Origin of the sequence: Streptomyces prunicolor (assembly GCF_045162825.1) — a bacterium.
In the GTDB taxonomy this organism is placed as follows: Bacteria; Actinomycetota; Actinomycetes; order Streptomycetales; family Streptomycetaceae; genus Streptomyces; species Streptomyces prunicolor.
Genome location: NZ_CP108676.1, coordinates 7,803,423 through 7,823,716, shown reverse-complemented (window position 1 = coordinate 7,823,716; position 20,294 = coordinate 7,803,423). Strand labels below are relative to the sequence as shown.

Genomic DNA, 20,294 nt, shown 5'->3' with positions numbered 1-20,294 from the left:
ATGCCCCGCTCTCCCAAGGGACTCCGCACATGAGCAAGACGGCCGTCACCTCGGCCACCGTTCCCGATGCCGCGCCCAACCGACCTGGGCTGTCGCCATCGGCCGCACCGGCACCACTGCACCGAGCGATCACGCTGCTCGCCGTCATCGCCCTGTTCATCGGGACGCGCGCCGACTGGACCACCGCGATCGCGAAGCGGCCGACGATCGGGGTGTCATCACCCTCGGTTACGCGGGAATCCTGCTTCTCGGGATTCTCGCTCTCGCCGTGCACAGCCGCCGTGCCCTGATAAGCGTCGACCTCGGCGCACTGCTGCTCGGCATCGTGCTGGCCCTGTGTTCGTAGGCCCTCGGCGGCGGGATGAACGACGAGACGGTGCTGATGACCCAGGCCACACACGAGTTCGTGCACGGCCACGCCGTGTACGGGCACGAATGGCCGTGGGTGTTCGAGCGCAGCCACGTCGGGGTGACGAAGACGATGTCGGGCGGCGCGGACCACTCCTTCGCGTATCCGCCACTGGCCGTGCTGCTCAACGCCCCCGTGTACGCGCTGATCGGCGCAAAGGCGATCACGTTCGTCCCGACCCTCCTGCTGATCGCCGGCACCGCAGTGCTGTGGTGGCTCCTGCCGACACCGTGGCGGTCAGCCGCGACAGCGGTCTGCCTGGGCTTCCCCATGCTCAAGGGCTACGCGGCCATGGGATACCCGGCGATCACGGCACTCGTCCTGCTCATCCCGGTGGTCGTCCGCTGGCCCTCGATCGGTGCCGGCGGACGACTTCGCCGCTCGGACATCGTGCGCGCCGGGCTCCTCGGAGCCGCCTGCGCGACACACCAACTGCCCTGGTTCCTCACGCCGTTCCTGCTCATCGGTGTCTACGCGGTACGGCGCGGCGAGCTCCCGGCACGGGCCGCGCTCGGCGTGGTCGCACGGTTCACCGCGATCGCCGCGGTCGTGGCCCTGACCGCCAACGCCTACTTCATCGTGCAAGGCCCGCGAGCCTGGCTGGCCGGCCTGGCCCTGCCGTTCACCCAGCACGGGGTACCCCACGGCCAGGGCGTCATGGGCCTGTCGTACTACTTCTCCGAGGGCAGCAGTCGCCTGGACTTCTACTCGTACGGCAGCATGCTGCTGGCCGCCGCGCTCCTCGCGCTGTTCACCCTCTTCGTACGGCGACTGGGCCCGGCCGCCGTCGTACTGCCATGGTGCGCGTTCTACCTGGCCACGCGGTCGCAGGACGGCTACTACTTGATGATGACCCCGTTGTGGGTCGCCGCCGCAGCCACCGCGACCAGCTCCTCCTTCGCCTCGGCCTGGCAGCCCCGGTTGCCGTTCGGCCGGCGGCGGGCGGTCAGCGTGGCCCTGGCCGCGGTGCTGGTGGCTCCGGCCGCTGTCTGCGTGACCGTCGCTGCCGCAAGCGGGCCGCCGATCCGGCTGGTGGTCGGCGACGTACGGGGCGACAGCCGCGGGATCCAGGGGCTCACCATGCAGGCGACGAACACCGGTGACACCGCGCTGGCTCCGCACTTCGCCTCCAGCACCGGCGAGAGCACCTCCGCGTACTGGACCGTACGCGACGGCCCGGCCGTGCTGCGCCCGCACCAGTCGGCGCGTTACGTCCTGGTGCCGAGCACAGGACGCTATCCCCTGCCGGACCGGGCCCACCTGCGGGTACGGCTGAGGGTGTTCACGGACCGGCCGCAGACGCTGAGCAGCAGGGACATCCAGGTACCGAAGCGATAGCCGCCTTCCCTCACCGGGGCAGGGCGGCCGATGACCTTCGCTCGTCGCCGGTGAGGGCTGGATCGGCGGGCCCGTCCGTGTTTCCGCGGCAGGGCCCGCCCTGGACATACCGGGCAGTCACTCGCCACACCACGGACACACGTGACGTACTTGGCCTGGCTCGGCGGAACGTCGGCGAAGTGGATGCCGCGCAGGGTGCCCCGATTGGAGACGGAGCAGTTGGCCTGCGCAAGGTCGAGATCCTGGCCGGTCGCCTCGCGGAACCCGGCACCGCGGAACCACTCGTGGAAGCTGCCACGATCGTCGGGGAAGACCTTGGGCTCCAGCACCCAAGCGCCCTCAATCCCCAGTGGTCGCACGTGTTGATCCCTGCTGGCGAGGTTCGGTCACTTCTTCAGGGCCCGACGGAGCTTGCCCGCGGCGCGGCGCAGGATCGTCGACCGCGCAGGGCGAGGGCCAGGGCGGCGCCGTCCGGGATCCTTGGCCACCAGGTCGGCCGCAACGGCGGCGAGACGTTTGACGACGACACCTCCGCTCGCGGAGACCTCGAGGGCCAGCGGGAGGGCCACCGGCTCGCCGACTCCGGTCGAGGGCAGAGTGAGCTCCAGTCGCCACCGGCCGCCCGCCAGCTCGTCGAACGGGAGGTCGGCAGTCAGGTCGGCGTCGCCGGTCACGCGGGCGATCAGCGTGGCGGGGAGGGCGACCGTACGACCGCTCGCGACGTCCGTCAGCTTCAGGGCCGCCGCCTGCTCGCCCTGGACGTGGAACGGCAGGACAACGGCGAGGCGGCCGGGTTCCGTCGTCACGGTGACGTCGGCAGGGGCGAGACCGGCGAACTCGTACGGGAGCCGGTCGGTCCGCCGGTCGACGTCGAGGGAGAGGTTGCCGTGCGGGTCGGTCCAGTACGGCAGGACCAGGTGGGCCGGGGAGCCGACAACGGCGCCGCCGCGCCCGCGCCCGGCCGCCTGACTGCGGACGGCACCGAGGCGGGTCTCCTTGGACCACCCGCAGGAGCTGATGCGGACAAGGACGTCCCAGATACCGGCGTCCAGTCCGGCGCCGTTGGCCGCCGACAACGGGTCCACCCGCGCGCCGGCACGCAGCACCTGCCGGAAGTGTCCCTCCTGCCCCTTCACGGCGACCTTCTCGCGGGTGAGCTCGACCGGCTGGAAGAACTCCGCGCCGGACGTGCGCTCACGCAGGACGAGATCCGCCCTCGACCTGCCCAGCGGTGCGGAGGTGTCCGCGCCCAGCAGCGCGACGGCCTCCATGCTGTCCTGCGACAACGACGGGACCAGGAGGTCCTGCTTGCCGTCGTTGCGGAAGGTGAGCGGCTCGCCGCCCGAGGTGAGGGTGGCGGTGAAGCCCACCGTCAGCACGCCCGTGTCCCAGGTGAGGCTGTCCAGGGTGCCGGAGGCCTTGATCCCGGACTCCCAGCGGGCGAATTCCCCGATGTCGTCGAACCGGCCGGCGGCGATCAGCGCCGCGACGATCTGCTGCGCGGGGGGAAGACCCGCGGCGACTCCCGGGCCGAAGCGCTCGACGACCACCTTGTGGATCTCGTCGAACAGCTCCCGGCGGTAGTCCTCCGGCAGCTTCAGCAGGCGCTGTCCGCGCATGCGCTCGACCATCTCGTTGCGCAGCCAGCGGCGGAAGAGCTTGTCCCGCAGCGGGCCGGGCTCGGTGAGTTCCTCGACGACGTCCAGGGCCTCGCGGAGGTTCTTGAAGTAGCCGACCGGGTCGAAGCGCTGGAACCCCGCGTTGGACGCGTCGTCCCGCTTCACGTGGTAGTAGCACAGATAGTCACTGAGGACGGAGATGTTCTCCGCCCGCAGGTACGCCTCGGTGACGAAGACGTGGTCCTCAAGCCGCCGGCGCCCCTCCATGTAGCGGAGGTTGTGCCGGTCGAGGAATTCCTTGCGGAACATCTTGTGGGGGGTGAGGCTGTCGATCAGTGGGGCGTTGTCGACGTTGGCGTGCGGGCGGTTCTTGCGGAACAGCTCCCGGGGAACGCCACGGCCCTTGCCGACCATCTTGCCCACGACGACGTCGGCCTTGTTCTCCACGCCGTAGCCGTACATGCGTTCGAGGGCTTCGTCGCCCAGCCAGTCGTCGTTGTCCACGAACTGGATGAACTCACCCTTGGCGGCCGCGATGCCCACGTTGCGGGGCTTGCCGGACCAGCCGGATGCCTCCTGGTGGATGACGTGCATGTTCGCGTGCTCGGCGGCGAGCCGGTCCAGGCGCGCGGGAGTGTCGTCGGTGGAACCGTCGTTGACGAAGATCGCCTCGTACTCGTCGTCCGGCAGGCTCTGGCGCAGAAGAGAGGTGATGCAGTCCTCGATGTACTTGCCCGGGTTGTAGACCGGGATCACCACGCTCACCTTGATGGGCATGTGTCTTCTTCCGCCTCAGCTACTGGGGATCATTCGTCAGGACCCGGCGTACGCCGCCGCTCGGTGGACGTTCGGTCAAGGCTAACGGGTGACGGGCCCACCGCAGTCACAGCAAGTGACGGACCGGGGCACAAACGGATCACAAAGCCTGTGGAACGGTTTCGCGAACTGTGGCCGACCAGCCGGAGTGTCGCTTGACAGAGCCCTGGTTAGGATGCGGCGCATGAAGGCTCTCGTTCTCTCCGGTGGCTCAGGTACCCGCCTGCGCCCCATAACCCACACATCGGCCAAGCAGCTGGTGCCCGTCGCCAACAAACCCGTGCTCTTCTACGGTCTTGAGGCCATCGCCGACGCCGGGATCACGGATGTCGGGATCATCGTCGGCGACACCGCCGAGGAGATCCGGGAAGCCGTCGGTGACGGCTCGAAGCTCGGGATCGACGTCACGTACATCCCCCAGGACAAGCCGCTCGGTCTGGCGCACGCGGTGCTCATCGCGAGCGAGTTCCTCGGCGACGACGACTTCGTCATGTACCTCGGCGACAACTTCATCGTGGGCGGCATCACCGGCCTCGTCGACGAGTTCCGTACCGAGCACCCCGACGCGCAGATCCTGTTGACCAAGGTGCCCAACCCGACGTCGTTCGGTGTCGCCGAGCTCGACGAGAACGGCCGGGTCAAGGGGCTGGAGGAGAAGCCCGAGCAGCCCAAGAGCGATCTCGCGCTGGTGGGCGTGTACCTCTTCACGCCGGCGATCCACGAGGCCGTCCGCTCCATCGAGCCCTCCTGGCGCGGCGAGCTGGAGATCACCCACGCCATCCAGTGGCTGATCGACCAGCGCAGGGACGTGCGCTCGACGACCATCTCCGGCTACTGGAAGGACACCGGGAACGTCGCCGACATGCTGGAGGTCAACCGCTCCGTCCTGGAGACGATCGAGCCCCGCATCGAGGGCACCGTCGACGAGTCCAGCGAGATCATCGGCCGGGTGCGGATCGACGCCGGCGCCGAAGTCCGAGGGTCGCGCATCGTCGGCCCGGCCGTCATCGGCCCCGGTTCGGTGATCACCGACTCGTACATCGGCCCGTTCACCTCGGTCTCCGAGGGCTGCCGGATCACCGACAGCGAGGTCGAGTACTCCATCGTCCTGCGGGAGTCCTCCATCACGGGCGTACGGAGGGTCGAGGTGTCCCTCATCGGCCGCAACGTCCAGGTCACTCCCGCGCCCCGCAACCCCGCGGCCCACCGTCTCGTCCTCGGTGATCACAGCAAGGTACAGATCTCCTCATGACCTCCCCTTCGGCCCCGGCCCGCCCGACCCGGATCCTGGTGACCGGCGGCGCCGGCTTCATCGGCTCGCACTACGTCCGTACGCTGCTCGGCCCCGAAGGCCCGGGTGACATCGCGATCACCGTCCTGGACAAGCTGACGTACGCGGGCAACCCGGCCAACCTCGACGAGGTGCGCGAGCACCCCGGATTCGCCTTCGTGCAGGGCGACATCTGCGACCCCGAGCTGGTCGGCGAGCTGATGGCCGCGCACGATCAGGTGGTGCACTTCGCCGCCGAGTCGCACGTGGACCGCTCCATCGACGGCGGCGCGGAGTTCGTGCGCACCAACGTGGTCGGCACCCACACCCTCATCGACACGGCCTACCGTGCGGGCATCAAGACCTTCGTGCACATCTCCACCGACGAGGTCTACGGCTCCATCGACGAGGGCTCCTGGCCGGAGACAAACCCGCTGCAGCCCAACTCGCCGTACTCCTCGGCGAAGGCCTCCAGCGACCTGATCGCGCTGTCGTACCACCGCACCCACGGCCTGGACGTCCGGGTCACCCGCTGCTCCAACAACTACGGGCACCACCACTTCCCCGAGAAGGTCATCCCACTGTTCCTGACCAACCTCCTCGACGGCAAGAAGGTCCCGCTGTACGGCGACGGCGGCAACGTCCGCGACTGGCTGCACATCGACGACCACGTCCAGGGCATCGAGCTCGTGCGCACCAAGGGCCGCGCCGGCGAGGTCTACAACATCGGCGGCGGCACGGAGCTCAGCAACAGGGAGCTGACCGAACTGCTGCTGAAGGCGTGTGGCGCCGACTGGGAGACCAGTGTCGAGTACGTCACCGACCGCAAGGGCCACGACCGCCGGTACTCGGTGGACTGCACGAAGATCCGTGAGGAGCTCGGCTACGAGCCCCGCAAGACCTTCGAGCAGGGCCTCGCGGAGACAGTGCAGTGGTACCGCGACAACCGCGCCTGGTGGGAGCCGCTGAAGGAGCGGGCCGCACTCTGACCGACAACCGCGGCCGGCTGGCCCGGTCTCCGATCGGGTGACGCCGACGGGATGCGCGACGCACGAGGCTCCCGTGCCGTTGGGGGGGAGTTCGAAGTCTCGACCCACAGGCACAGGAGCCGCGTTGGTTCCGTGTTCTGCCGACCTGAAACGGGGCCCGGCCTCCCTGGTGGGCCCCGCTCGAACGCGATGCCCCCACAACCCCACGCTCCCTACAACCCCACGATCTTGTTCCACTCCTTCGCGAACTCCACCCGCTCCGTCGACGTGATGTCCCGCGCGATCGCAAGGTGCTTCCGCATCGTCGAGTCCGGGAAGATCAGCGGGTTCTCGGCCAGCTCCGCGGTGTCCTTGTCCTTGGAGGCCGCGAGGACCGCCTGCGCTGCCGGGACCGGGCAGACGTAGTTGACCCAGGCGGCGAGTTCCGCGGCGACCTCGGGGTCGTAGTAGTAGTCGATCAGCTTTTCGGCGTTCGTCTTGTGCCGGGCCAGGTCGGGGATCATCAGGGAGTCCGCCCAGAGTTCGGCGCCCTCCTCGGGGACGACGAAGCGGATGTCCGGGTTGTCGGCCTGGAGTTGGATCACGTCACCGGAGTAGGCCTGGCAGGCGAGGACGTCTCCGCTGACCAGGTCCTTGGTGTAGTCGTTGCCGGTGAAGCGGCGGATCTGGTTCCGGCTGATCTGGGTCTGTACCTGGTCGCACACCTTGTAGAAGTCGGCGGCGGTCCACTTGGTGATGTCGACGCCGTTGCCCTGCATCAGCAGCGCGAACGCCTCGTCGAGCCCGGAGAGCAGGGTGACCCGGCCCTTCAGGTCGCTCGCCCACAGGTCGGAGACATGGCGGATCTCGCGGCCGAGCTTGCGATGGTTGTAGGCGATACCCGTGATCCCCGACTGCCACGGCACGGTGTACCGCCGCCCCGGGTCGAACGCGGGCGAACTGAGCTGCGGGTCGAGGTACTTCGCCACGTTGGGCTGCGCGGACCGGTCCATCCGCTGGACCCAGCCGAGCCGGACGAACCGCGCGCACATCCAGTCGCTCATGACGATCAGGTCGCGGCCGGTCTGCTGGTGGTTCATGAGCGCCGGGCTGATCTTGCCGAAGAACTCGTCGTTGTCGTTGATCTCCTCGATGTAGTCGACGGAGATCCCGGTCTTCTTCTCGAACGCGTCCAGCGTGGGCCGCTTCGTCTGGTCGTCGTCATCGGTGTCGATGTACAACGGCCAGTTCGCCCAGGTCAGCCGCTTGTCCTTGGCGGACAGATCGGCACCGGCACGGTCCCCGGCCTTCACATACGCGGCGGGCACACCGCACCCGGCGAGCGCGCCGAGCGCGGCGGTACCGCCGAGCGCACGCAGCATGGAGCGACGGGAGGGCGAGTACGACTTCGGAGTCTGGGGCACCCGCGCAGCATGACCCGCCGACCCCTGCCCGATCAATGGACGCTGCGTCGAGCAGCTTCGTACGGACCCGACACCTTGTCGATCGGTTGCCTGTGAAGTAACCGCCCGTTCACCTGCGGGGTACGCAAACCGCGCGGCCCCGGACGGTCAACTCCCGTCCGGGGCCGCACAGTTGCTTCTGCGAGATCAGCGAATGCCTACGCGTCCAGCGACGTCATCACGTGCTTGATCCGCGTGTAGTCCTCGAACCCGTAGCCCGACAGGTCCTTGCCGTAGCCCGACTTCTTGAACCCGCCGTGCGGCATCTCCGCGACCAGCGGGATGTGCGTGTTGATCCAGACGCATCCGAAGTCGAGGGACTTCGAGAGCCGCATCGCCCGCCCGTGGTCCTTCGTCCACACCGAGGACGCGAGCGCGTAGTCGACGCCGTTGGCCCACTCGATGGCCTGCGCCTCGTCCGTGAAGGACTGGACGGTGATGACCGGCCCGAAGACCTCGTTCTGGATGATCTCGTCGTCCTGCTTCAGGCCCGAGACGACGGTCGGGGCGTAGAAGTAGCCCACCTCGCCGACCCGGTGGCCGCCCGACTCCACCTTCGCGTGCGCCGGCAACCGCTCGATGAAGCCGGTCACCTGCTTGAGCTGGTTGGCGTTGTTGAGCGGGCCGTACAGCACGTCCTCGTCGTCCGGCTGACCCGTCTTCGTCTCGGCCGCCGCCTTCGCGAGCGCCGCCACGAACTCGTCGTGGATCGACTCCTGGACCAGCACGCGCGTCGCCGCGGTACAGTCCTGGCCCGCGTTGAAGAAGCCCGCCACCGAGATGTCCTCGACGGCCTTGGCGATGGCCGCACTGTCGAGGTCCTCGAATACCACGACCGGGGCCTTGCCGCCCAGCTCCAGGTGGACCCGCTTGAGGTCCTTGGACGCGGACTCGGCGACCGACATGCCGGCCCGCACGGAGCCGGTGATGGAGGCCATCGCCGGCGTGTGGTGCTCGACCATCGCGCGGCCGGTGTCGCGGTCGCCGCACACGACGTTGAAGACGCCCTTGGGCACGATCGATCCGATGATCTCGGCGATCAGGACGGTGGAGGCGGGGGTGGTGTCCGAGGGCTTCAGGACGACCGTGTTGCCGGCGGCGAGCGCGGGGGCGAACTTCCAAACGGCCATCATCATCGGGTAGTTCCACGGCGCGACCTGCGCGCAGACGCCGATCGGCTCGCGCCGGATGATGGAGGTCATGCCCTCCATGTACTCGCCGGCCGAACGCCCTTCGAGCATCCGGGCCGCGCCCGCGAAGAAGCGGATCTGGTCGACCATCGGCGGGATTTCCTCGGAGCGGGTGAGCCCGATCGGCTTGCCGGTGTTCTCCACCTCGGCCGCGATCAGCTCCTCCGCGCGCTCCTCGAACGCGGTGGCGATGTCCAGCAGGAACTTCTGCCGCCTGGCCGGGGTCTCGTCCCGCCAGGCCGGGAAGGCCGCGGCGGCGGCCGCCATCGCGGCGTCCACGTCCGCCGCTCCGGACAGCGGCGCGGTCGCGTACGCCTCACCGGTCGCCGGGTTGACCACCTCGGTGGTCCGTCCGTCGGCGGCGTCCCGGAACTCACCGTCGATGTAATTGCGCAGACGACGCAGCTCGGTGCTCACTGCCGGCCCTCCAAGGTCTGGGTGTTCTGAGTGTGTCCAATCACTGAGACACCCACCCTAATCGCCCGACCCACGTTTTCAACACCCCCGATTGCGCCAAGGCTACGAAATCCGCAAGTCTCGACCACGTAAACAACGAATTTCATCGAAGCGGCCTTGCGGAACGGTCGAGACGTCGTGCACAGTGAAGCCGTGGCCAGTCGCAGCGCAGAACAGAGGGACTCCCGCGAGTCCAGGAACGGCAGCACTCCTCATCTGGACGCCGTCTCCCTCGCCATCATCGAGCAGCTCCAGGAGGACGGCCGCCGGCCGTACGCCGCGATCGGCAAGGCCGTCGGCCTCTCCGAAGCGGCCGTGCGCCAGCGCGTCCAGAAGCTGCTCGACCAGGGCGTCATGCAGATCGTCGCCGTCACGGACCCGCTCACCGTGGGCTTCCGCAGACAGGCGATGGTCGGTGTCAACGTCGAAGGTGATGTCGAGAACGTCGCCGACGCGCTGACGGCCATGCAGGAAGTGGAGTACGTGGTGATGACCGCGGGCTCGTACGACCTCCTCGCCGAGATCGTCTGCGAGGACGACGACCACCTGCTGGACGTCATCAACAAACGCATCCGGGCTCTCCCCGGCGTGCGCTCCACCGAGAGCTTCGTTTATCTGAAGCTCAAGAAGCAGACCTACATGTGGGGAACCCGATAACCGTGAGCAAGGACCTCAGCCGCACCGCGTACGACCACCTGTGGATGCACTTCACCCGCATGTCCTCGTACGAGAACGCGCCCGTTCCCACGATCGTCCGTGGCGAGGGCACTTACATCTACGACGACAAGGGCAAGCGCTACCTCGACGGTCTCGCGGGTCTGTTCGTGGTCCAGGCCGGTCACGGCCGCGCCGAGCTGGCCGAGACCGCCGCCAAGCAGGCGCAGGAGCTGGCGTTCTTCCCCATCTGGTCGTACGCCCACCCGAAGGCCATCGAGCTGGCGGAGCGTCTCGCGCACTACGCGCCGGGCGACCTGAACAAGGTCTTCTTCACCACCGGCGGCGGCGAGGCCGTCGAGACCGCCTGGAAGCTCGCCAAGCAGTACTTCAAGCTGCAGGGCAAGCACACCAAGTACAAGGTCATCTCGCGCGCGGTCGCCTACCACGGCACCCCGCAGGGCGCCCTGTCCATCACCGGACTCCCGGCGCTGAAGGCCCCGTTCGAGCCGCTGGTCCCGGGCGCGCACAAGGTCCCGAACACCAACATCTACCGCGCCCCGCTCTTCGGCGACGACCCGGAGGCCTACGGCCGCTGGGCCGCCGACCAGATCGAGCAGGAGATCCTCTTCGAGGGCCCGGAGACCGTGGCCGCGGTCTTCCTGGAGCCGGTGCAGAACGCCGGCGGCTGCTTCCCGCCGCCGCCCGGCTACTTCCAGCGCGTACGCGAGATCTGCGACCAGTACGACGTGCTGCTGGTCTCCGACGAGGTCATCTGCGCCTTCGGCCGCCTGGGCACGATGTTCGGCTGCGACAAGTTCGGCTACGTGCCGGACATGATCACCTGTGCCAAGGGCATGACCTCGGGCTACTCCCCGATCGGCGCCTGCATCATCTCCGACCGCCTGGCCGAGCCGTTCTACAAGGGCGACAACACCTTCCTGCACGGCTACACCTTCGGCGGCCACCCGGTCTCCGCCGCGGTCGGCCTCGCCAACCTCGACATCTTCGAGCGCGAGGGCCTCAACCAGCACGTCCTCGACAACGAGGCCAACTTCCTCCAGACCCTCCAGAAGCTGCACGACCTCCCGATCGTCGGCGACGTCCGCGGCAACGGCTTCTTCTACGGCATCGAGCTCGTCAAGGACAAGGCCACCAAGGAGACCTTCACGGACGAGGAGTCGGAGCGCGTGCTCTACGGCTTCGTCTCCAAGAAGCTCTTCGAGTACGGCCTCTACTGCCGCGCCGACGACCGCGGTGACCCGGTCATCCAGCTGTCGCCGCCGCTGATCTCCGACCAGTCGACCTTCGACGAGATCGAGGGCATCGTCCGCCAGGTCCTCACGGAGGCCTGGACGAAGCTCTAGCCTTCGGCGATTCAACGGTTTATACGGCCCGGGGTGCACCCGTACGAGTGAGAACGGTGCACCCCGGGCCGTGTGCTGTCCGGGGTCACGTCCCCCGCCTCCTTAGCGTGCCTGGTAACCGATCGGCCCCGTCCTCGTTCCCCCGCAAGGGGGACGCGGTACGGAAAACGGATCAGAACGAGGTGTACGCGCATGGTGGCCCCGCCGGACAACGACGTGCTCTGGGCACGCGCCCTGCACTTCCAGCACCACGACGGCACGCCCGCGCTCGGCGGTGTCTCGCTCGGCGTCCGGGAGGGCGAGATCCTCGCCGTCACGGGCCCGCGCGGCAGCGGCAAGACGACCCTGCTGCGCTGCCTCTCCGGCCTGGAGCGCCCCGGCCGCGGCGAGGTCTGGTTCAACAGCGTGCCCGTGCACACCATGGGCCCGATGACCCGCGAACGGCTGCGCCGCGACCGCTTCGGCTGGATCGACCCGGCGCCCGTGCTCGTCCCGGAACTGAACGTCTGGGAGAACGCGGCCCTCCCCCTGATGCTCCGCGGCACCAGCCGCCGACGCGCCAAGACCGCCGCCCTGGAGTGGCTGGACCGCCTCGACATCGGCGACCACGCCCGCAAACGCCCGCACGAACTGCGCCAGGCCGAGCGCCAGCGCGTCTCCATCGCCCGCGCGCTGGCCCCGGCACCCACGGTCCTGTTCGCCGACGAGCCGACCGCCCCGCTGCACCGCGCGGACCGCGCCCAGGTCCTGCGCACCCTCACGACGGCCGCCCGCTCGCACGGCATCACGGTCGTCCTCGCGACCCACGAGGCGGAGACCGCGGCTCTCGCGGACCGCACGGTGTCGCTCCTGGACGGACGCCGTGTGAACACGGTTCACCTCCCCCCGGTCGCCGAGTCGGAAGGCCGGGCCGCGTGCTCGCTCTCCGTCTGACCCGCGGCTCGCACCCCGCCGTCCAACTGCGCCGCCTGCTGGTCGCGGTGGCCTCGGCGGGCACGGGCTTCCTCCTTCTCTGCACCCTCGGCTACGCGATCGGCCACCCCGACTCCCCCGCCGCCGCGGCCCTCCGCCTCGCCTGGTGCGCGACCCCGATGGCCGCCACGGTCTACTTCGCGGTGGCCGTCGCCCGCACCGACCCGTCGACCAAACCCCGCCCCGGCCTCTCCGCGATCGGCCTCGGCCCCGGCCGCCTGATGGCGATCTCGGCGACGACGACAGCCCTCGCCTGCACCCTCGGCTCCATGCTGGCCCTGCTCTTCTTCCTCCACCTCCGCGGCGACCTCACGGGCATGCCCTTCGACGGAGCGGCGGCGGAGTTCCTGGCCTCGGACCAACCCCTCCCCCTCCCGGCCGCGCTGACCCTCCTCGCCCTCGTCCCGGTCATCGCCTCCCTCGCGGTGGCCCTCGTCCTACGGCCCAGGGACCTCCGCCCAGCCTCCGAGAAAGGCCCGGCACGGTCGTACGGCCGCTTCGGCGCGCAGGGCCGCCCGGGGTCCCGCGAGACCTTCGGGACGTACGGCCGCTTCGGCGCCCGCCTGCGCGGCGGTGACCGCCGTAGCGCGACGGAGGACGAGCCCACGAGTGAGACCGCACCGGCCCCCGACCCGGACCCCTCACGCCCGGCCGCGCCCCGTGAGGCCCCGCGCGGGCTCCCCTGGGGCGTCGCGGTGCTGGCGGCCGGGCTCGCCGTGGAGGCGTACGCGAGCCGGGTGAAGGACGGCGGCGGGCTGTCGCTGCCCGGCGGGCTCGCGGACGGGCCCGCGAGCGTCCTGGTCGGCTGGGTGCTGACCGCGATCGGTCTTGCGCTGGCCGGGCCCGGACTCACGCACCTCTGCGGGCGGTTGCTCCAGTCGGTCGGCCCGGGCGCGCTGCGGCTGCTGGCCGGACGGGTGCTGATGGAGGAGGCGACGCGGATCGGACGCCCGCTGGGCGTGGTGTGCGCGGTGGCGTCCGGTGGCTTCGCGATGACGGCGCTCTACGACGCGGACGCCCCGGCCTTCGGCCCGCTGACCACGCTGGGCGGGCTGGTGGTGACCGGCTGCACGGTGGCCACCCTGCTCACCGCCGCGCTGGAGGCCAAGCAGGCCCGCGCCGACACCACGGCCGCGCTGCTCCGCCTCGGCGCCCCCGCCGCCATGCTGCGCAGCGCGGCGGCCCTGCGCGCGGGCGCGCTGCTCGCCCTGTTCCTCCCGCTGACCCTGGTAGTGGCCGAGCTGGCGGCTCTGCCGCTGGCCGGCCGATGAGTTTTCCTTCGACCACCGGTCTACCCACCGAATAGCACGCACGCCCGATGGGAGAGGCCCCGCATGTACCAGCAGATGATCTTCGTGAACCTGGCCGTGAACGACGCCGCAGCGTCGAAGAAGTTCTTCACCGAGCTCGGTTTCTCGATCAACCCCCAGTTCAGCAACGACGAGACCACCTGCGTCGTGATCAGCGAGACGATCATCACGATGCTCCTCGAAAAGAAGCGCTACAGCGACTTCACGAAGAAGGAGATCGCCGACTCGGCCAAGACCAGCGAGGTGCTGCTGTGTCTGAGCGCCGAGAGCCGCGAGAAGGTCGACGAGCTGATCAACAAGGCGGTCGCGGCGGGCGGCACCGCCAACGACGACATCCAGGACCAGGGCTTCATGTACGGCCGCTCCTTCGAGGACCTCGACAACCACTCCTGGGAAATCGTGTGGATGGACCCCGCGGCCGTCCAGGGCTGACCGACTCGGTGCCTAGCATGGGCGCGTGCAGACGAGCCCGGCCCATGCGGCCCACCACGACGAACGCGAGATCGAGACGGTCGAGGACTTCGACGCGACCGTCTCGTCCCGCGGCACCCTCGCCGGACACCGCGTCCAGGGCGTCGATCTGACGGACCGTACGCGGGAGTTGCTCACCACGGACACGACGGGCGCCGTCTTCCTCGGCTGCCCGATGCGCGACGAGGCGGCGGCGAAGATCCGCGCCGACGGCGCCCTGGTCTTCCCGCCCGTCCCACACCTCCCCTTCAACCCCTACCGCGGCCATCTCTACACGCCGGACGAGCTGTTCGCCGCGCTCGACAAGGGGTACGAGCAGACACCGGACGCGCTCGCGTACGCCTGGCTCCAGCGGACCAAGGCCGATGGCGACATATACGCGTCGATGCTGCGCGCCGTCCACGACGACTCCATCTCCGACGCCCTCGACGAACTCCTGCGCGGCGCACGGGTGGTGGGCGTCATGGGCGGCCACGCGATGGCGCGCGGGACGGCGGCCTACGGCGGTGCCGCACGCCTGGGCCGCGAGCTGAGCCGCGCCGGGTTCACGGTGGCGACCGGCGGCGGCCCCGGCGCGATGGAGGCGGCGAACCTGGGCGCGTACGCGGCGCCGTACGAGGACGCCATGCTGGAGGAGGCGTGCGAACTCCTCGCCGGATCACCGTCGTTCAGCCCCTCGATCACCGACTGGGCCCAGGGCGCCTTCGAGGTCCGCACCCGCTGGCCGAAGGGCAACCACTCGATCGGCATCCCGACGTGGTTCTACGGCCATGAGCCGCCGAACGCCTTCGCGTCGCACATCGCCAAGTACTTCGCCAACGCCACCCGCGAGGACGGCCTGTTGGCCCGCTCGAACGCGGGTGTGGTGTTCCTGCCGGGCGCGGCCGGGACCGTACAGGAGATCTTCGACAACGCGACGCCGAACTACTACGAGTCGCGCGGCGAGCCCACGCCGATGGTGCTCGTGGACCGGGAGCACTGGACGGAGCGGCTGCCGACCTGGCCCCTGCTGCGTGCACTTGCCCGGGAACGGCCAATGGAGGCCCGTATCGCCCTCGTTGACCGGATCGAGGAGGCTCCGGAGGCACTGAAACGTCTCGCAGATTAAAGTGCAGGTAAAGGCAACTGCTGTACACCGCATATGCATTGACACTGCTTACGCAGCACTTATAGACCAGTGAGACGCCTGGGGGCAGTGGTGCCTCACCTCATTGCCGCTCCATCTCCCCCTAAACCCCCCGCAGTTGCACATCCCGTGAAGGGCAAACGTGTCCATATCTCGACGTTCCGTACGCATCCTCGGTGTCGCGTCCGCTTCGGCCGCACTCGCGCTCGGATTCGCGGGCAACGCGCTCGCCTGCAACATCAGCGAGTTCTCCGCCACAGCCACTTGTGACGGCACCAACGGTGTCATCACCGTCACCGACAAGGACGCCTCCGCTGTCGAGGCGACCATCACGGTGTTCCTGGAGAACAACGGTTCCGACGCCAAGCAGATCGGCGAGGCCCAGACCGTCAAGGGCTCGGCCAAGGGCGAAACCGTGTCCTTCTCCGAGGACTGGCTGCCGAACGCCACGTACCGCATCCATGTCAAGGCGGGCAACCAGGTCGACAAGGACATCACGCCGAACCTGACCACCCCGTCCAAGGCCTGCGCGACGGACTCGCCCAGCCCGACCCCGAGCGAGTCCTCTCCGGCCCCCTCGGACAGCGCCACGCCCCCGGCCGAGTCCGACACCCCGACCCCGTCGGCCACGGAGAGCAGCAGCACCGCTCCCGCGACGACGACCGACAACGCGCCGTCCCCGGCGGCCGGTTCCTCGAACCTCGCCGAGACCGGTGCCAACTCCAACACCGGCATGATCGCCGGTATCGCGGGCGCCCTCGTCGTCGTGGGCGGCGGAGCCGTCTACTTCGGCATGCGTCGCCGCGGTGCGACCAACGGCCGCTGATCCACCCGCTGTTCCTGCTGTGGCCCGTCCGGTTCGTGGGGACGGGCCACACGCATGTCCGGGCTAGGCGTCGCCGAGTACGACCATCTCGGCCGCGTCGAACTCCACCCCGACCACGCTCCCGACCTCCGGCGCCTCCCGCAGCGCACAGGCCGCCTCCAGCCGCGGCGCGTCCTCCGGCTGGAGCTGTACGGCGACATGGGTGCCCTTGAAGGTGCGGGCGGCGACCGTGCAGCGCAGGCCCTCGTCGGCGGGCAACAGGCGTACGCCTGCGGGGCGTACGAGGAGGGTCCGGGTGCCCTGAGGGGCGTCCTCCGGGACCGGCAGCTTGCCCCACGGGGTGTCGGCGGCCTCTCCGGCGATCGTCGCCCCGACCACGTTGTCGAAGCCCAGGAAGCGGGCCACGAACTCGTCGGCGGGGTGCTGCCAGACCTCAAGTGGCGTACCGGACTGGGCGATCCGCCCGTCCCGCATCACCACGACCCGGTCGGCCAGCGCGAACGCCTCGCCCTGGTCGTGCGTGACCGCGAGCACAGTCGTGCCCAACACGCCGAAGAGTTCCCGGAGTTCGACGACCAGCCGCTCCCGCAGTGATCGGTCGAGCTGGCCGAGCGGTTCGTCGAGCATGAGGAGACGAGGGCGGGGCGCGAGGGCACGCGCGAGGGCCACGCGCTGCTGCTCACCGCCGGAAAGCCCGGCCACGGCACGGCGGGCTGCACCCGGCAGTCCGACGAGGTCGAGCAACTCGCCCACCTGGACGTCCTGTTGCTGCCGGGACGCTCCGTGCATACGCAGCCCGAAGGCGACGTTGCCGGCCACGTCCCGCTGCGGGAACAGCTGATGGTCCTGGAACATCAGACCCACGCCCCGCTTGTGCGCGGGCACCCCCGACTGGTCCCGGCCGTCGAGCAACACCCGCCCGGAGTCGAGGGGTTGGAGCCCGGCGACCGCCCGCAGCAGCGTGGACTTGCCGCTGCCGCTGGGGCCGAGCACACACACGATCTCGTGCTCGACGACTCCGAGGTCGACGGCGTCCAACACCGGGCGCCCGCCGAACCGTACGGTCGCGTCCTCAAGGCTCAGCAGCGGCCTGTTCTGCGGCACGCTCGGCGGCATGTTCGGCCGCCTGTTCCGCGGCATGTTCGGCGGCATCTAGAACTCCCCCGTCCGGTCGGTGCGCAGCCGCTCAAGGACCAGCAGGGCCACCGCGCACACCACCATCAGAATCGTCGAAAGGGCCATCGCCTGGCCGTAGTTGAGATCACCGGGCCGGGACAGCAGTCGGGCCACCGCGACCGGCAGGGTCGGGTTGTCGGGCCGCGCGATGAACACGGTCGCCCCGAACTCCCCCAGCGACACCGCGAACGCGAACCCGGCGGCGATGAGCAACGCCCGCCGTACGAGCGGCAGATCGACCTCGCGCCACACCCGCCAAGGCGACGCCCCGAGCACGGCCGCCGCTTCCCGCAGCCGCCCGTCCACCGCCCTCAGCACAGGCAGCATCGTCCGTACGACGAAGGGGACGCCGACCAGCGCCTGTGCGAGCGGCACCAGGATCCACGAACTCCGCAGATCCACCGGGGGTTTGTCGAGCGAGATCAGGAACCCGAAGCCGACCGTCACCGCCGACACCCCGAGCGGCAGCATCAGCAGCGCGTCGAACCCCCGCACCAGCCGCCCGGCATCGCGCCGGGTGAGCGCCGCGGCGGCGAGACCGCCGATCACCACGGCGATGACGGTGGCGGCGAGGGCGTACTCCAGCGAGTTGCCGATCGCGGCGATCGGCGGGACCAGGAAGGTGCCGCCGTCGTCGTGGGTCAGCGCCCGGTAGTACCCGAAGTCCGGTGTGTCGAGCGACCGTTGGACCAGCACGGCGAGCGGCAGCAGAAGCAGTACGGCGATGGACGCGACGACTCCGGCCAGCAGGGACCACTGGCCGGCCCCGCGCGGGCGCCGTGCGGTCACCGACGGGTCCACGAGCCGTAGGGCGCTCTCCCGGCGTCGTACCGTCCAGGCGTGGACGGCGAGGATCGCGCCGACCGCGACGAACTGGACGATCGTGAGGACGGCCGCCGTGGACAGGTCGAAGACCTCCGAAGTCTGGCGGTAGATCTCGACTTCGAGGGTCGAGAAGGTCGGGCCGCCGAGGATCTGGACCACGCCGAAGGACGTGAAGGTGAAGAGGAAGACCATCAGCGCGGCGGCGGCCACGGCGGGCCCGAGCGCGGGCAGCGTCACCTTCCGCCAGGCCCGGAACCGGGAGGCGCCGAGCATCCGCGCGGCCTCCTCCTGGCGCGGGTCGAGTTGGGCCCAGAGGCCGCCCACCGTCCGTACGACGACCGCGTAGTTGAAGAAGACGTGCGCGAGCAGGATGGCCCACACGGTGGTGTCCAGCCGTACGCCCCACAGGTCGTCGAGGAGTCCGCCCCGGCCCACGAGTGCGAGGAACGCGGTACCGACGACGACCGTGGGCAGCACGAACGGGACCGTGACGACGGCCCGCAGGACATGTCTGCCCGGGAAGTCGAAGCGCGCGAAGACGTACGCGCCGGGGAGCGCGACCAGCAGCGTGAGCGCGGTGGACGCAAGCGCCTGCCAGGTGGTGAACCAGAGGACGTGCCGGATGTCGGACTCGACCAACACATCCCCGATACGGCCCAGTTGCCAGGCGCCGTCGACCTTGAGACCGCGCGCGACGATCGCGGCGACGGGGTAGGCGAAGAACACCGCGAAGAACGCGACAGGCAGGGCCATGAGCCCGAGCCGCGTCGCGCTCCCCTTACGGGTTTTCCCCGTCTTTCGCGGGGCTGCCTCAGTCGCCGCTTCGGCTACTTCAGTACGAGCGAGGTCCACGACTTGACCCACTGGTCCCGGTCGGCGGCGATCTTCGCGGGCGCCATGGTCTCGGGGTCCGGGGCCTGGCGGCCGTACTGCACGAACTCCTGCGGCACCGTGGCGCCTTCGATCACCGGGTAGACGAACATGTTGAGCGGCATGTCCTGCTGGAACGCCTTGGTGAGCAGGAAGTCGAGGAACGCCTTGCCGCCCTTGGTGTTCTTGGCGTTGCTGAGCAGCCCCGCGTACTCGGTCTGCCGGAAGCAGGTGCCGTACGACACCCCGGTGGGCGCGGTGGTCGGCTTCGGGTCGGCGTAGATGACCTCGGCGGGCGGCGAGGAGGCGTACGAGACGACGAGGGGCCGGTCGCCGCCTGCCTTCTTGCCCCCGGCGGAACCGGAGAACTCCTGGTCGTAGGCCTGCTCCCAGCCGTCGACGACCTTGACGCCGTTGGCCTTGAGCTTCTTCCAATAGCCCTGCCAGCCGTCGTCGCCGTACTGGGCCGCGCTGCCGAGCAGGAAGCCGAGGCCGGGCGAGGAGGTGGCCGCGTTCTCCGTGACAAGGAGGTTCTTGTACTCGGGCTTGACCAGGTCCGCGAAGGAGGTCGGCGGGGTCAGCTTGTGCTTGCTGAAGTAGGCCTTGTCGTAGTTGACGCAGATGTCGCCGGTGTCGATGGGCGTGACCCGGTGCTTGGTCTGGTCGACGCGGTACTCGGGCTTGACGAGACCTGCGCCCTTCGCGTCGTAGGACTGGAAGAGGCCGTTGTCGAGCGCGCGGGAGAGCAGGGTGTTGTCGACGCCGAAGAAGACGTCGCCCTGGGGGTTGTCCTTGGTGAGGATCGCCTTGTTGACGGCCTGACCGGCGTCGCCGTCCTTGAGGACCTTGACCGTGTAGCCGGACTGCTTCTCGAAGTCCTTGAGGACGCTCTTCGAGACGGCCCACGAGTCGTGGCTGACGAGGGTGACGGTCTTGGAGTCGGAGCCGCCGCTCGTGTCCGACCCCGACCCGCACGCGGAGAGCGTGACCAGGCCGAGGCCGACGAGCACAGCACAGTACTTCTTGGTGTTCACGGTGATGACCGAACTTCCTACCCAGAATGACCTGGGCGAGGTTCAGAGGGTCTGCGGCCCGATTGCCGCACTCTCAGCGCTGCGCGCTCCCCTGTCGGATATGAAGGTGTACGTACAGGTGGTACGGGTGAAGA

Annotated in this window: 17 protein-coding genes, 1 pseudogene and 1 riboswitch; of the genes and pseudogenes, 11 read left to right on the top strand and 7 right to left on the bottom strand. The window is 69.4% G+C overall.

Going from position 1 to position 20,294, the window contains the following annotated elements:
• The first annotated feature begins 29 nt into the window (after positions 1-29).
• Positions 30-290 (top strand): hypothetical protein, encoded by a 261-nt coding sequence (locus tag OG588_RS36090; protein WP_405950882.1) that lies wholly within the window; start codon positions 30-32, stop codon positions 288-290.
• Between the two features lie 71 nt (positions 291-361).
• On the top strand, positions 362-1,747 hold the full coding sequence (locus OG588_RS36085) for a hypothetical protein (protein WP_405950881.1): 1,386 nt from the start codon (positions 362-364) through the stop codon (positions 1,745-1,747).
• A gap of 107 nt (positions 1,748-1,854) precedes the next feature.
• Here OG588_RS36085 and OG588_RS36080 read toward each other — a convergent pair.
• Both OG588_RS36080 and OG588_RS36075 read right to left on the bottom strand, forming a co-directional pair.
• Positions 1,855-2,106, bottom strand: a pseudogene (locus OG588_RS36080) (dTDP-4-dehydrorhamnose 3,5-epimerase family protein); the annotation flags it as partial.
• A 27-nt stretch (positions 2,107-2,133) separates the two neighbouring features.
• Positions 2,134-4,143 carry a glycosyltransferase family 2 protein gene (locus OG588_RS36075; protein ID WP_405950880.1) on the bottom strand — a complete coding sequence of 670 codons (2,010 nt, stop codon included), beginning with the start codon at positions 4,141-4,143 and terminating at the stop codon, positions 2,134-2,136.
• Positions 4,144-4,366: 223 nt separating this feature from the next.
• Between OG588_RS36075 and OG588_RS36070 the strand changes: the two genes are divergently transcribed.
• Entirely contained in the window at positions 4,367-5,434 is a 1,068-nt protein-coding gene (locus OG588_RS36070) for a glucose-1-phosphate thymidylyltransferase (protein WP_405950879.1), read from the top strand.
• Positions 5,431-6,441: a dTDP-glucose 4,6-dehydratase gene (rfbB, locus tag OG588_RS36065; protein WP_405950878.1), complete on the top strand. Its 1,011-nt coding sequence runs from the start codon at positions 5,431-5,433 to the stop codon at positions 6,439-6,441. The genes OG588_RS36070 and rfbB overlap by 4 nt, the downstream gene beginning before the upstream one ends.
• Before the next feature lie 212 nt (positions 6,442-6,653).
• Here rfbB and OG588_RS36060 read toward each other — a convergent pair whose 3' ends face one another.
• Entirely contained in the window at positions 6,654-7,802 is a 1,149-nt protein-coding gene (locus OG588_RS36060) for a spermidine/putrescine ABC transporter substrate-binding protein (RefSeq protein WP_019058730.1), read from the bottom strand.
• A gap of 239 nt (positions 7,803-8,041) precedes the next feature.
• On the bottom strand, positions 8,042-9,490 hold the full coding sequence (locus OG588_RS36055) for a gamma-aminobutyraldehyde dehydrogenase (RefSeq protein WP_405950877.1): 1,449 nt from the start codon (positions 9,488-9,490) through the stop codon (positions 8,042-8,044).
• 177 nt (positions 9,491-9,667) lie between these two features.
• Between OG588_RS36055 and OG588_RS36050 the strand changes: the two genes are divergently transcribed.
• From OG588_RS36050 to OG588_RS36020, 7 genes are all read left to right on the top strand, one after another.
• Entirely contained in the window at positions 9,668-10,186 is a 519-nt protein-coding gene (locus OG588_RS36050) for an Lrp/AsnC family transcriptional regulator (RefSeq protein ID WP_019058728.1), read from the top strand.
• Positions 10,171-11,550: an aspartate aminotransferase family protein gene (locus tag OG588_RS36045; RefSeq protein ID WP_026150705.1), complete on the top strand. Its 1,380-nt coding sequence runs from the start codon at positions 10,171-10,173 to the stop codon at positions 11,548-11,550. Before OG588_RS36050 ends, OG588_RS36045 begins: the two co-directional genes overlap by 16 nt.
• A 192-nt stretch (positions 11,551-11,742) precedes the next feature.
• Complete coding sequence (locus OG588_RS36040; RefSeq protein WP_405950876.1) at positions 11,743-12,483, top strand: ABC transporter ATP-binding protein; 741 nt, start codon at positions 11,743-11,745, stop codon at positions 12,481-12,483.
• The gene (locus tag OG588_RS36035; RefSeq protein ID WP_405950875.1) at positions 12,465-13,793 is read left to right on the top strand and encodes a hypothetical protein; all 1,329 of its coding nucleotides are present in this window, start codon (positions 12,465-12,467) and stop codon (positions 13,791-13,793) included. The genes OG588_RS36040 and OG588_RS36035 overlap by 19 nt, the downstream gene beginning before the upstream one ends.
• Positions 13,794-13,856: 63 nt before the next feature.
• Positions 13,857-14,264: a VOC family protein gene (locus tag OG588_RS36030; RefSeq protein WP_405950874.1), complete on the top strand. Its 408-nt coding sequence runs from the start codon at positions 13,857-13,859 to the stop codon at positions 14,262-14,264.
• A gap of 25 nt (positions 14,265-14,289) precedes the next feature.
• The gene (locus OG588_RS36025) at positions 14,290-15,411 is read left to right on the top strand and encodes an LOG family protein (RefSeq protein ID WP_405950873.1); all 1,122 of its coding nucleotides are present in this window, start codon (positions 14,290-14,292) and stop codon (positions 15,409-15,411) included.
• A 160-nt stretch (positions 15,412-15,571) separates the two neighbouring features.
• Positions 15,572-16,255 (top strand): LAETG motif-containing sortase-dependent surface protein, encoded by a 684-nt coding sequence (locus OG588_RS36020; RefSeq protein WP_405950872.1) that lies wholly within the window; start codon positions 15,572-15,574, stop codon positions 16,253-16,255.
• A 63-nt stretch (positions 16,256-16,318) separates the two neighbouring features.
• Here OG588_RS36020 and OG588_RS36015 read toward each other — a convergent pair whose 3' ends face one another.
• The 3 genes from OG588_RS36015 to OG588_RS36005 form a co-directional block, all read right to left on the bottom strand.
• Positions 16,319-17,371 carry an ABC transporter ATP-binding protein gene (locus tag OG588_RS36015; RefSeq protein WP_405950871.1) on the bottom strand — a complete coding sequence of 351 codons (1,053 nt, stop codon included), beginning with the start codon at positions 17,369-17,371 and terminating at the stop codon, positions 16,319-16,321.
• 36 nt (positions 17,372-17,407) lie between these two features.
• Positions 17,408-19,009, bottom strand: a complete 1,602-nt coding sequence (locus OG588_RS36010; RefSeq protein ID WP_405950870.1) for an ABC transporter permease — start codon at positions 19,007-19,009, stop codon at positions 17,408-17,410.
• Positions 19,010-19,083: 74 nt separating this feature from the next.
• Entirely contained in the window at positions 19,084-20,160 is a 1,077-nt protein-coding gene (locus OG588_RS36005) for a thiamine ABC transporter substrate binding subunit (RefSeq protein WP_405950869.1), read from the bottom strand.
• A riboswitch (TPP riboswitch) is annotated at positions 20,157-20,263 on the bottom strand. Its footprint overlaps the gene before it by 4 nt.
• Positions 20,264-20,294: the final 31 nt, after the last annotated feature.